Raw genomic sequence first — 13542 nt, 5'->3', positions numbered from 1 at the left:
AAGGAAGAAGGAACTCCGAAAAGAAGTTTCAACCAACTTTATTTTTTAGCATTCTGAATCAGCAAAAATCCACACAAGTTGTTCTTTAGTTATGCTTTTAAATAGTGTCAAGCTACTGTCGTCCAGTAGTTGATTATATAGGGTATTTCTCTTTGCTAGTCAGTCTAAGTTAAGAACTTATCCTATCTAGCGAGCCGACTATCATATCATAATGATTTGGTTTGTCAAGCTTTTTTATAATTTGTTTCAATGGGTTAGCCAGGTTGGTTATATGTAAATCCACATATAAGTTACTCCGGTTCTCCCTAATGAGGTGCGTATTATAGACGCTTATTTTAATTAGTCAAGAAGTAAATTATTTTATTTTAAAAGTAATTTAGTAGGTTGGATGATTAGTTAATAGCTTCGCTATTAATAATAAGTGGTAAACCACTTCTCCAATCCGCCTTCCCTTTCGACTGGGTGGCATTATACGCGCTTTTAGTAGGGGGTCAAGGGGGTTTATCCGCTATTTTAGCGATTATCTGACCTTGCCATTAATACTGTTTATTTATCAGTTAGTTAGGGTTAAAAATAATTTCACCTTCATTATAGACTACCTTTTTTGCTTAAAATTGCTTACCTCTCCTATATAACGGCTATCTAATAATTATCTTCTATATAGGATATGACACTTCTATAGTTTACCTATCTTTTTAAAGAAATCCTTATAAGCAGCGACTTTTTTATCTAACGCTAAAGGGTAGGCGCGCGACGTTGAAGGTAACCTATATAAGGTAAGATTATTTACATTGGATTTTTTATTATTATCATTTTGCCATTCATAAGGGTAATCCATACTTTGATTGGTCTTCGGATACTTGGATTTGGCAGGTGGCTCAGCTAATAAATTGAGTAGCACTTCAGTGGCTTTGCCGCCCGTGGTAAATAGAGTTTTAACCTTTGGTACTTGAGGCAAGATAATATCTAAGTCAACAGGGGTGACAACGGTGAGGTTTTTGTCCGATGCATTACCAGTCTCGCGGATAGCTTGAGTGACGGTAGGACAAGAGGCAATGCCGCGCTCGAACATAAAGGCACGAATACGCTCAGGGTCAAAACGCTTTTCATCGCCTACTCTGAAATAATCAACGTCATCAAAAAACACACTGCCATAGATACGCCACATATCATTATAAAAGTTCGGGTAGTGAAAGCGCATTGCCCATTTATCAGCAGTCGGTGGAAAAGTACCCATCATCATCACCGTAGCATTCGGCGGTAACACTGGGCCAAAGGGATGGGTTTCTACTTCTGCGGTGCGCGCTTCGGACAATAACGAGTTGGTATCCAATTTATCAGTATTATCATGGGTATGGGATGGTTGTGTAGTCATAAGATTCTTCATCAGAAAAGCGGTTTTTTTGTTATCATAGCAAGCCTAAACACTACTTCATTTGTTAGGGCGTTATTATAGTCGAACATAGTTTGCTTAAATAAAACTAACCTTGTTATAAGTGCCTTTGGCTTACTTTTTTATTAAAGCATTAAGCTTACTATTGATGGTCTAGGTATAGGGTTGAAGTGCAGTAAGTGTTTGTATCTTTATTACTAATAGCAACCGCAGTAACTGCGCAAGCATCAGCGAAAAATCAAGAGAGACCTTATGAATGACTTAAAAATCACCGTTATTGATCACCCGCTAGTCCGTCATAAACTCAGCCTTATGCGTGAAAAAGACTGTAGTACCTATAAATTTCGTACATTAACCAAAGAACTTGCACGCTTGATGGCGTATGAAGCGAGCCGCGATTTTGAAATTGAAACCTTCCCAATGCAGGGCTGGTGTGGCGAAATTACAGGTGAGCAAATCATCGGTAAGACCGCAACGATTGTACCAATTTTACGTGCTGGTATTGGCATGCTCGACGGTGTGCTCGATTTAATCCCAACGGCGAAAATCTCTGTCGTCGGTTTACAGCGTGACGAAGAAACCTTGCAGCCAGTGCCGTTTTTTGAAAAATTTGTCAGCCACATGGACAAACGCCCAGCGCTTATTATTGACCCCATGTTGGCGACTGGCGGCTCAATGGTTGCAACCATCGAGATGCTCAAGAAAAATGGCTGTACCAATATCAAGGCATTGGTCTTGGTTGCCGCGCCTGAAGGCGTGCGTTTGGTGAATGAAGCCCATCCTGATGTGACCATTTATACTGCCGCACTCGATAGCCATTTAGACGAGCATGGCTATATCATTCCCGGTCTTGGCGATGCCGGCGATAAAATCTTTGGTAAGCAGTTATTTAACAAGTAAGACAACGCCTTTAAACCAAAACAAGCTATCGTCATAAAAATTATGAAGCACGCAACATCAATGATAAGGATATAAGATGAACGTATTGATTACAGGGGCAAGCGCCGGTTTCGGTAAAGCGCTGGCTGAGCGTTTGGTTGCCAATGGACATCGCGTGATAGGCTGTGCCAGACGCTTAGACAAATTGAATGCGTTGGCAGATACGTTGGGCGAGGCATTTTTACCTGTGGTCATGGATGTCAGTGACACCGCGTCTATACCGCACATCATTGCTGACTTGCCAGCTGACTTTAAGCAAATCGATGTCTTGGTGAATAACGCTGGATTGGCACTTGGCACCGAGCCTGCACAAAAAGCTGATCTCGATGACTGGATGCTTATGATTGATACCAATATTAAAGGTTTGATGGCGTTGACTCATGCTGTCTTGCCAGCCATGGTCGCACGCGATAGCGGTTATATTATTAATGTTGGTTCAATTGCGGGCAGTTGGCCTTATTTTGGTGGTAACGTCTATGGCGCGACCAAAGCTTTTGTCAAACAATTTAGCTTAAATCTGCGCGCTGACTTAATCGGTACGCAAGTACGGGTGACCAATCTTGAACCGGGTAATGTCGCGGGCACCGAATTTTCAAACGTGCGCTATCATGGCGATGACGATAAAGCCGCTCAAGTTTACGACGGCTTTAAAACCATGACCGGTGATGATATTGGCGATATCTTGTTATGGCTGATTGAGTCGCCTGCCCATATTAACGTCAACCGTTTAGAAGTCATGCCGGTTGCGCAAACCTACAACGGTCTAACGATTGCTAAGCAAGATTCATAAAGGTTTAGCCGACCATTCGGTTTATTAACGTAATTCATAAGATCGAAGCAATATAGTCGCCTCTATGTTGCTTCGTTTTTTGGCTATGACATTCTCTTCATTGATCAGGCGCAATTCCTGAAAACCCAAAATCAATACCTCATTACGCGTGCGCTCGCTGGTACGTTTATTGTGACGTATCGGAAATCCTAAAACTTGCTTACCTTTAATTACTATCTGATTGATAATCATGGTCGGATTATTCATAGTAGATTTTGCACTTACCTTTTGAGCATCAATAATCGCGGTGGCAGGATTGAGCGTTGTGATTAACACCCTTGTCTGACGCACGCTTTTTGCTAAATCTCCTGCAAATAATAATACTTGCTCTATTGGTAAACACTGGGCGTGGCGCATAAGCTCGCGGCGAAATAACGCTGGCATATCGGTATTAAAGCTGTCTTCTGTTTGTCGATAAAAGGCCGTAAAATTACGATGTAGATAGCGACCAAAGACGCTGCTATTTATCCAATCTTGATAAACACCATTGGCTAATAATTGCTTTGTAAATGCTTCGGCATCTGGCATATTTTCTGTCATGAGCATCGCTAGCAATAGCGCGCGCGGATTGGTAAATATTTGCTGCTGCCAGCTTTGTGGATATAAGCTGCTATCAAGCAATGCTAAAGTTAACTTGCCCATACGCTAATATCCTTATTAAACAGTGAAACTATTATTTAGTACATATAGTATCTATTATATACGTTTCCTATTACAGTCATTTGCTATCGAATAGCAGCACATATTGTGTGCTTGGATTTATTTGTCCGCTTTATTTATATAAAAAAAGCAACCTTAAAAGACGCTTTTTATTTGAGCAATGAGTTTTAAGTATTTTTAAAACCTTGATCAGCTAAGGCTTTAATCAGCTCAAATCTCGGTATTTCCTTACCATCAACTTCAACGGTTTCTGTAAACATCGCTAATGGTCGAACCCAAACGTCATACTCGCCATATAGACAGCGATAAACCACTAGCAATTCTTCTGTTTCTGAATGCTGCGCGGTATGCAATACCTGATAAAGATTGCCTTTATAATGGCGGTAAATGCCTTGGCAGACCGTTTTTTCTGTCATGATTGAATCCTCATTTATATCTTAAGTACACGAGCTAAATACTGTCGCAGTAAATGCATAACGCAAAATAAATAAGGTCGACCATCAATGTCGACCTTATCTTTAATGATTACCTGAATTATTAAAACTAGTCAATTTAAGCAACCGTCACTTTCGCATAAGCCTTTTTGCCTGCTTGGATAACGACTGTCTGACCAGAGGTTAAGCTAAAGCCTGCATCGACCACTTCGCCATCTACTTTTACCGCGCCACGTTTAATCATGTCTTTAGCCGATGAGCTATTTTTGGCAAGCTCTGCTTGGTTTAGGATTTGCGTGATAAATAATGCGTCCTGCCCTTCTAACTCTAACGTCACTTCTGGTAAATCGACTGGCAATTCGCCATCAGCAAGTACGTTACCCGCTGATTTGTGCGCATTAGCTGCCGCATCGGCATCATGGAAACGCTCGATTAATTCTTCAGCAAGAATACGTTTGATTTCCTGTGGGTTGCGACCGTTTTCCATCTCTGCCATTAACGCCTCAACTTCTTCCATCGGCTTAAAGCTTAAAAATTCAAAGTAGCGACGGATTAAAGTATCTGGCATCGACAGCAGTTTTTGGTACATGGTGCCCGGCGCATCGTAAATACCGACGTAATTGCCGAGTGACTTAGACATTTTATTAACGCCGTCTAGCCCTTCTAAGATTGGCACGGTAATACAAACTTGCGGCTCTTGACCATAACGACCTTGTAAGGTACGTCCCATCAAAATGTTAAAGGTTTGGTCAGTACCGCCCAGCTCGACGTCAGCTTTTAGCGCGATAGAGTCATAGCCTTGCACCAATGGGTATAAAAACTCATGGATAGCAATTGGCGTTTGCGCAGCGTAGCGTTTAGAAAAATCATCACGCTCTAGCATGCGTGAAACAGTCAATTGGCTAGAAAGCTGAATCATATCACCCGCTGACATATCTTTAAACCATTCAGAGTTAAAGACGATCTTGGTTTTTTCTTTATCCAAGATTTTAAAGACTTGTTCCGCATAAGTCTGCGCGTTGACTTTGATTTGCTCATCGGTCAAAGGCGGGCGTGTGCTGTTTTTGCCAGAAGGATCACCAATCTTGGCGGTATAATCGCCGATTAGAAAATAAATCTCATGACCCAAATCTTGAAAATGCTTCAGCTTATTAATCAGCACGGTATGACCCAAATGTAAGTCAGGCGCTGTGGGATCAAAGCCTGCTTTGATACGCAGCGGGCGATTCAGTTTTAGCTTTTTAACCAAATCGTCTTCCGATAGGATTTCTTGTGTACCGCGCTGAATCAGGGCAAGTTGTTCTTCTAGGGTGTAAGTTTGGGTGGTCATGATGCTCTCTTTATTGTCTTTATTTAAAGGGTAACGCGTTTGGGCCAATTAGAATTTCGTAGCCCGTAAAAGATGTTAGAATTTGACAGATATACTAGCGTTTTTTAAGGTAAATTGCCATGACCAACCCTGCATCGATTGCTGATACTAATGATAATACTGATTCAACTATCAATTATGACGATAATTTAAATAACACTTTGGACAAAACTTTAGATGACGATTTGAATTATGCCACCTTGACCGATGCGCTTGAGCAAACGGTGTTTGAAAACTTTGATGATGGTTTATATATCGGCATGATGTCTGGCACCAGCTTGGATGGTATGGATGCGGTGCTTTGTCAATTCGATGGTGAAGAAAACATCCAACAACCGCTGCGATTGTTAGCCTCTATCAGCCAAGATTTTCCGCCACGCCTGCGTGAGGTTTTATTGGCACTTTGTCAGCCAAATGGTGTCCAAGAATTAACCTCGACAATGGGGGAACCAAGCAGCGAGTTAGATTGGTTTGGCTGGGCAAGTAAAGAATACGCTGAATTTGCCAGCGACGTGGTCAATAATTTATTGCAGCAGTCCAATACCGATGTAGAGTCGGTGCTGGCAATTGGCTGTCACGGTCAAACCGTGCGTCATCGTCCACAAATGGGCTTTAGTTTGCAACTGCTCGATGCCAATATCATCGCTGAGCGTACTGGTATTAGCGTGGTAAGTGATTTCCGCCGCCGCGATATGGCCGTTGGTGGTCAAGGCGCGCCTTTAGTACCTGCCTTTCATCAAGCCTTGTTTGCCACGCCTGATAGCACACGGGTGTTATTAAATTTGGGCGGTATTGCCAACATTACCGTTTTGCCAGCCAATGCTAACCTTATTAACGCTAATCCTGCTAATGATGCTCTTGTTAATAATAGTCCAATTATTGGTTATGATACCGGTCCTGCCAATTTATTACTCGATGCGTGGACGGCGTTGCATACGGATAAAGATTATGACGCTGGCGGCGCATGGGCGCAGTCAGGACAAGTCGTTGAGCCGCTACTTAACCAACTGATAGAACATCCATTTTTTGCGCGAACCTATCCGAAAAGCACAGGGCGCGAGGACTTTAACTTAGCATGGCTACAAAGCGAGCTGCAAAAATTTGACCAAGCCTCTGCCCATATTCGCTATTCGTCAGCCGATGTGCAGGCAACATTGACCGAGCTGACGGCGATGAGTGCCAGTATGCAAATCAATATGTTTATTACGGCCAAAGAAAATAGCTCGGTTTATGTCTGCGGTGGCGGTGCCTTAAATGATTACTTGATGACTCGCTTGCAGGCGCATTTACCTCACTGCAAAGTAGAAACTACTGCCAGCTTGGGACTAAACCCCGCTTGGGTCGAAGCCGTCGCCTTTGCATGGTTGGCACGGCAAACCTTAATGGGGGAAACTGGTAACTTACCAGCGGTCACTGGCGCAAGTAAAGGCGTGGTATTGGGTCAAGTTTGTTTTGCTTAATAAGCCTTTAATTGTTTAAATTTTAGTTTACATACGTGCACTAATGTGTTTTATAATGACGGTTAAAATACCTTCTTTTTAGGATCGCACGTACAGGATATATCGCATGAGCCAACATAGCAGTTCACCAAACGCGCAAGCCGCCGACTCTAATGCTGCCACTATCCAGCAAACTCTGCGCCAAAAGCCGCCCCATTATGAACGCCCAGATGAGAGGCGTGTGGTGGTGACGGGTATGGGTGCGGTGACACCTTTAGGATTAGACGTCGCAAGCTCGTGGACGCGTCTACTTAATGGCGAGAGCGGTATTACGCCCATTACTCATTTTGATGCAACCGACTATCGGGCGCAAATTGCCGGCGTGGTCAAGGATTTTGACGCCAAGCAATATATGAATGCTAAAGACGCGCGCCGCTATGATGAGTTTATACATTATGCCGTTGCAGCTTCGGCTATGGCGTTAAAAGACGCGGGTTTTATCGATGAAGTGAGCGCAGCTGACGCACCTGTACAAGATGTCGAGCAAGAACGCTTTGGCGTGATCTTAGGGTCAGGCATTGGCGGTATCCAAACCATTGAAAACAGCCGTGATACCCTACGTGACAAAGGCGCTATGAAGGTTTCGCCCTTTATCATTCCAGGTTCTATCGTTAATATGGCTGCAGGTTTGGTCGCTATTAAGCACACTTTACAAGGCCCAAACCTGGCGACCTCGACTGCTTGTACCACCGCGACCCACGCTATCGGGCTTGCTGCGCGCTTGATTGCCTATGGCGATGCCGATGTGATGCTGGCAGGTGGTAGTGAAAAAGGCTCGAGCCCGCTTGGAATGTCAGGTTTTGGGGCGATGCATGCCCTCTCAACTCGTAATGATGAGCCAACCAAAGCCTCGCGTCCGTTTGATAAAGAGCGTGATGGCTTTGTGCTCGGTGATGGTGCCGGTGTCATCGTCCTTGAAAGCCTTGCCCACGCCAAAGCGCGCGGCGCAACGATACTTGCTGAGCTGGTTGGCTTTGGCATGAGTGACGATGCCAGTCACATTACCGCGCCACCAGAAGATGGTAGCGGTGCAGCGCGCGCCATGCGCAACGCCCTAAACGATGCCGGTATTGAGCCTGCCGTCGTTGGCTACGTCAATGCCCACGGTACCAGTACCCCTGCGGGTGATGTTGCCGAATCTATCGCTATCGAAACCGTTTTTGCGCCCGTTAAAGACAGCATTTTGGTCAGCTCGACCAAATCGATGACTGGTCATTTATTGGGTGCCGCTGGTGGCATCGAGGCTATCTTTACTGTGCTTGCCCTGCAACATCAGCAGGTACCGCCGACCATTAACTTGGATAATGTTGAAGACAACTGCAATCTCGATTACGTCGCCAATCAATCACGTAACGTTGATAATCTGCAATATGCAGTTTCCAATAGCTTTGGTTTTGGTGGCACCAATGGGTCGCTTATATTCGCTCGTTGGCCGGTGCAACCATCAAGCTAAAACGCCTAAAACAACGTTAAAAATGCTAAATAAATGTTAAAAAACTATTATTTTAGCCGTTGTAACCTTGGTGTCAGATTTGCTACGTTTGACCACTTGCAGCCCCTTATCGTACTTGCGTATGATAAGGGGTAATTTTATGCAACATTTATGGAAGATACCATGTCAAGCTACTCATTTTCCCATCAGTTTTATCAGCGCTGGACGTGTGCGCCAGACCCTGTACGCGCCTCTATCATCCAAGAACTTACCGATATCACTACCCTCTTACAACACGACACGCCATTTGAAACCTTTGTTTTTAGCACTCATGACTTAGATGCTCATCTTGATACTCTTTATGAAAATCATGAAGCCGAACAAGCGATTGCCAAAGCCATTGCCGAAAAACAAGCAAAAGAGCGCGCCGCTGCCGAAAAAGAGCGTTTGGAAGAAGAACAACGTTTAGAAAAAGAACGTTTAGAAAAAGAAAAACAGGCAAAAGCAGCAGTAGACGCTAAGCAGAAAGAAGAAGAAACATTAAGGGCAGCAGAAGCGGCGAAACAAGAGCAACAGCACAATGAGCAGCCAGCTCATAAACAAGCTACCAGTGTTGATGACAATGCTAGTAGTAAAAATATTACTAGTAAAAATGACACTGACGCAGTAGACAAACTGGAAGCTACTAAAACAGATGCTACTAAAACTGCTACTGACACTGATAAAAAATCCATTCAAGAACCTGCTAATATTGCAAATGTGACAAATGGCGCAAACGATCATCATATGAAAACCGTTATCGATAAAGCCGTTTCAGACGCTGCTATTCCTTTGTCTTTAAAAGATACTAAACTTGGCGCGAGTCACCCAGAATTAATTCGCGAGCTTGAGATGCATGTCGATGACTATTTAAGCGAGCAAATGATGCAAATTTCTGAGAATTTAAAATCTTGGTTACGGGCCGAATTGGCACAGCATTTAACCGAACCTGATACCGCCACTACTATTAAAAGTAATGAGAATATCGCTAAGAAAAACATTCATTAGCTATAAAAAAACCTGATTTAAATTAAAAAATTCATCTAATAAGTAAATACTAAAAAGCCCCATCGATATTGACGGGGCTTTTTAATATCTTCAATGCAAGAATATAAGCTTTTGCCTTAGATAGCTTTAGTACGCTCAGTTAACCACTCAAGCGCCGCACCTTTAACGCGATCTTTTAGCTCGGCATAGACTTGGCTATGATAATCATTGAGCCAATCAATCTCGACTTGGGTTAATAGTGCAGGCTCAATCAAACGTGTATCGATTGGGCAGTAAGTGATGGTTTCAAAGTGTAGGAATTGTCCAAACTCAGTCTCAGTCGGATTCGCAACTGGCGTATTGACCACCAAGTTTTCGATACGAATACCCCATTTGCCTTCGCGGTATAAACCTGGCTCATTACTAGATATCATCCCTTCTTTCATGGCGCGCTCTTTTGGCGTACTGGCACTATAAGCAATGACCTGCGGGCCTTCATGGACGTTTAAGAAATAACCAACGCCATGACCGGTACCATGACCATAGTCCATCTGTGCTTGCCACAAAGGTGCACGGCAAATCGCATCGATGAGCGGTGAGGCAATACCATCAGGGAAATGCGCTTTTGCTAACGCGATATGGGCTTTAAGCACGGTGGTAAAGTCGCGTTTATGCTCAGAACTTACTTGTCCAATACCGACCACGCGGGTGATATCGGTGGTACCGTTTTGATATTGCGCACCTGAGTCAATGAGCAATAAGCCGCCCTCGCCTTCAGCAACATCAAGGTAGCTGAATTTTTCTGGCGTCGCACGGTAATGCGGCAAAGCGCCATTTTCGTTAAAGCCTGCGATGGTTGGAAAGCTTGGCGACACATAATGCGGCTGCTGACTGCGAACTTCGATGAGCATACTGTCGACATCCAACTCACTCAAACGCTCACCGTCTGCTAGGCGTTTTTCAAATGTCGCGAAAAACTCACTTAACGCCGCGCCATCTTGGCGCATCGCTTCGCGCACATGCTCGATATCCGCCGCAGATTTCACTGATTTGAGTAACGTACTTGGCGCCATTTGCTCGATAAAGCCCACATCGTCGGCCATTTTTGATAACGTACCGACCGCCACTTTGCTTGGGTCTAACAATAATATATCTTCTGGCGTTAAGGTAGCTAATGCCTCTTGTACCACATCATAATCTGCAAGCGTGATACCGCTGTCTTTTAGCGCTTTTTCAATCTCGCTACTGACTTTATTATTATCAACAAACAAGGTCGTTTTATCTTCGCTAATGAGCATATGCGCTAAAAATACTGGATTATAATCAACGTCCGCACCGCGTAAGTTGGTCAACCAAGCGATATCATCTAAGCTTGATAGCAAGTGATGGCTTGCGCCTGCCTTCGCCATACCTGCGCGCACGGCAGCAAGTTTTGAGCTAGCGGGCTGATCGATAAATTGCGCATCGTGTTGGTAGAGCTGTGCTGATGGCAATGCTGGACGGTCGTTCCATATGTCGGTCAATACATCGCGCTCAGTAATTAAAGTAATATCGTTGGCATCAAACGCATCAAGCAATCTGTCTTGCTCAGCGATAGACAATACATTGCCATCAACCGCCACGCTATCGCCTTCCGCTAAGTTTTGCGCTAGCCAATCGATATGATTTGGCTGACCAGGAGCCAGTTTTTCCAAAGTAATACCCGTGCCTTCTAGTTGATGCGCGGCGTGTACCCAGTAGCGGCTGTCCGTCCATAGGCCAGCAAAGTCAGCGGTAACGACCAGCGTACCAACCGAACCTGTAAAGCCTGATAACCACAAACGCGCTTGCCAATATTCTGGCAAGTACTCAGACAAATGCGGGTCTGCTGACGGTACGATAATCGCCGTTAAATCTTGTGCGGCAAGCGTTTGGCGTAGACTATCAATACGCTCGTGGATATGTTGTTTATTCATGAAAGGTGTCCTTATTACTTTTAAAAATGAGAGTTAAAAAAAACGCTTGAGAGGCGACTATGAGTAGCCGTCTTATTTAGGCAAATAAATTCATCAGTATTACGTGAAGCCTTTATTTGCCTATAAAGGGTTTACTATTTTTAGAATGATAGTTATATAAATGAGTAAGAGTGTTTAGGCGTTTAGCCGAGCTATTATTAATTTCAGCTTAGTAATAGTATTTTAATAATAGTATTAAAGCAGCGCATCTCTAGATGTTTGGGCAGACAGCAGGCTTTCAACGGCGACAGAGAAATAACTCACTGATTGAAACAATAAAACGTGCTACCGATTATGGTAACACGTCTTATCTTTGGGCGTTTATAGGGACGATTGCTACTATAAATAAGCTAAATAGGCTTAATTAATCTTCACCATCCACTTAACGCTTTATTTACTGAGCCGCTTTATCGGCTTGCTCACTTTTTACCAGCATGTTATTGATAGGTTTTGCCAGTACCAATAACACCACTGCGGTCACTACCAAAAAGACGGTCATGGTGGTAAATAATGTCGGTAAGCCTTCAATTTTGTCCGCAGAAACATGACCACCAAAGAACGCAGCGACCAAGTTGCCCATGGCGACAGAAGCAAAGAAAAGTCCCATCATTTGCCCCTGCATACCTTTTGGCGCAAGCTTTGTCATCGCAGACAACCCGACAGGGCTGAGCGCCAATTCCCCAAGTGTTAGCAGTAATAAGCTGCCCACTAACCATAAAGGTGAGGCCAGTGCACCATCACTGGTCAAAATACTTTTTGAGGCAAATATCATCAACGAAAAGCCTGCCGCGGTCAGCAACATACCCAGTGCAAACTTAACCATACTATTTGGCTCAAGGCCACGATTGGCAAGCTTGATCCAAACAATACTAACAATGGGCGCCAGCAATAAAATAAACAACGGGTTTAATGATTGGAACCAAATACTCGGTATCTCAAATCCTAAGACGTTCAAGTCAGTATAGCGATCGGCAAATAGGTTAAACGAGGTTGGTTGCTGCTCAAAGCTTGACCAAAATAGTGTCGAACCGATGATTAAAATAAAGCAAGTCAGTAGGCGCAACTTATCAGTTTTATCAAGACGAGGTGAGACAAACATAATCGCAAAATAGCCTATCACCACTGCTGCGATGATATAAGTCATATATTCGGCGACCATTTCAGGATTAAACGGTAACATGCCACTTGCTACCAAAACCACAGCCGTTGCCAATAACACCAAGAAACCGATTACCCAGCGACCGATATTTTTATAACGGTCATTGGCGTATTCCCACTCAGGTTTTATATTTTTGGCTTGGGCATAGTGGGTCAAGGTTTTTTGCGCAGAAAAGCGGTAAATCAGAAGTGATATCAGCATACCGATACCACCAACGCCGAAACCTGCGTGCCACATGCCTTTTTCTTTAAACACCCCAACGATGAGCGCTGCTAAAAGGGCGCCAATATTAATGCCCATATAAAACAAGGTAAAACCACCATCACGGCGCACATCGCCTTTTTTATACAAAGCGCCTACCATGACGGAAATACAGGTTTTAAATAAACCTGACCCTAATACAATACATATCAAACCAACAAAAAACAGCGTCATGCCAAATATGGCGGAGAGCGCAATACATAAATGACCGAGGGCGATAATCACGCTGCCCCACCATAAGGCACGCTCTTGACCAAGCCAGTTATCAGCGAGCCAACCCCCCGGTACCGCCGCCAGATATAATGAACCGGCGAAAATACCATAAATAGCAGAAGCAGTGACTTCATCAAAGCCAAAACCACCGCTGCCAACGGTCGCTACCATAAACAGTACTAATAACGGACGAATACTATAATAAGAAAAGCGTTCCCACATTTCGGTAAAAAACAGCGGGCGTAGTGGCTTTGGGTGCCCCATAAACCCATTATCCAATGCTGACAATTCAGCTTCACTAACATTTACTTTTGAGTCTCTGCTCATAACTTTA

11 protein-coding genes are annotated in these 13542 nt (G+C 43.8%); 5 read left to right on the top strand and 6 right to left on the bottom strand.

Translation table 11 applies throughout. The features are described from left to right. Positions 1-676 precede the first annotated feature (676 nt). On the bottom strand, positions 677-1375 hold the full coding sequence (locus JMX70_RS11095; protein WP_227671252.1) for a DNA glycosylase: 699 nt from the start codon (positions 1373-1375) through the stop codon (positions 677-679). 270 nt (positions 1376-1645) lie between these two features. Between JMX70_RS11095 and upp the strand changes: the two genes are divergently transcribed. Together upp and JMX70_RS11085 are read left to right on the top strand one after the other, a co-directional pair. Continuing rightward, complete coding sequence (upp, locus tag JMX70_RS11090; protein WP_201592097.1) at positions 1646-2293, top strand: uracil phosphoribosyltransferase; 648 nt, start codon at positions 1646-1648, stop codon at positions 2291-2293. 76 nt (positions 2294-2369) lie between these two features. Continuing rightward, the gene (locus JMX70_RS11085) at positions 2370-3122 is read left to right on the top strand and encodes an SDR family NAD(P)-dependent oxidoreductase (protein ID WP_201592095.1); all 753 of its coding nucleotides are present in this window, start codon (positions 2370-2372) and stop codon (positions 3120-3122) included. Between the two features lie 24 nt (positions 3123-3146). Here the strand turns inward: JMX70_RS11085 and JMX70_RS11080 are convergent, their stop codons facing one another. The 3 genes from JMX70_RS11080 to tyrS all read right to left on the bottom strand — a co-directional run bounded on the left by JMX70_RS11080 (position 3147) and on the right by tyrS (position 5585). After that, a complete protein-coding gene (locus tag JMX70_RS11080; protein WP_201592093.1) occupies positions 3147-3803 on the bottom strand; it encodes a hypothetical protein in 657 nt (218 codons plus the stop codon). Positions 3804-3988: 185 nt separating this feature from the next. Beyond that, positions 3989-4237 carry a DUF1653 domain-containing protein gene (locus tag JMX70_RS11075; protein ID WP_201592091.1) on the bottom strand — a complete coding sequence of 83 codons (249 nt, stop codon included), beginning with the start codon at positions 4235-4237 and terminating at the stop codon, positions 3989-3991. Between the two features lie 136 nt (positions 4238-4373). Continuing rightward, on the bottom strand, positions 4374-5585 hold the full coding sequence (gene tyrS / locus JMX70_RS11070) for a tyrosine--tRNA ligase (RefSeq protein WP_068403761.1): 1212 nt from the start codon (positions 5583-5585) through the stop codon (positions 4374-4376). A 119-nt stretch (positions 5586-5704) separates the two neighbouring features. On the opposite strand from tyrS, the gene JMX70_RS11065 reads away from it, so the two are divergent. The 3 genes from JMX70_RS11065 to JMX70_RS11055 all read left to right on the top strand — a co-directional run bounded on the left by JMX70_RS11065 (position 5705) and on the right by JMX70_RS11055 (position 9602). Further along, positions 5705-7084, top strand: coding sequence for an anhydro-N-acetylmuramic acid kinase (locus tag JMX70_RS11065; protein WP_201592089.1), 1380 nt, complete (start codon positions 5705-5707; stop codon positions 7082-7084). A 106-nt stretch (positions 7085-7190) separates the two neighbouring features. Beyond that, positions 7191-8576, top strand: coding sequence for a beta-ketoacyl-ACP synthase II (gene fabF / locus JMX70_RS11060; RefSeq protein WP_225211710.1), 1386 nt, complete (start codon positions 7191-7193; stop codon positions 8574-8576). Between the two features lie 150 nt (positions 8577-8726). Continuing rightward, on the top strand, positions 8727-9602 hold the full coding sequence (locus tag JMX70_RS11055; protein WP_191692240.1) for a cell envelope integrity protein TolA: 876 nt from the start codon (positions 8727-8729) through the stop codon (positions 9600-9602). 116 nt (positions 9603-9718) lie between these two features. Here JMX70_RS11055 and JMX70_RS11050 read toward each other — a convergent pair whose 3' ends face one another. Together JMX70_RS11050 and JMX70_RS11045 are read right to left on the bottom strand one after the other, a co-directional pair. Next, entirely contained in the window at positions 9719-11536 is a 1818-nt protein-coding gene (locus JMX70_RS11050; RefSeq protein ID WP_191692239.1) for an aminopeptidase P family protein, read from the bottom strand. Between the two features lie 433 nt (positions 11537-11969). Then, a complete protein-coding gene (locus tag JMX70_RS11045) occupies positions 11970-13535 on the bottom strand; it encodes a peptide MFS transporter (RefSeq protein WP_191692238.1) in 1566 nt (521 codons plus the stop codon). Positions 13536-13542: the final 7 nt, after the last annotated feature.

The sequence above is a fragment of the Psychrobacter pulmonis genome (assembly GCF_904846465.1).
GTDB classification, from domain to species: Bacteria; Pseudomonadota; Gammaproteobacteria; order Pseudomonadales; family Moraxellaceae; genus Psychrobacter; species Psychrobacter faecalis.
The sequence above is the reverse complement of the archived record's forward strand: the minus strand, read 5'-3'. Positions and strand labels throughout refer to the sequence as shown.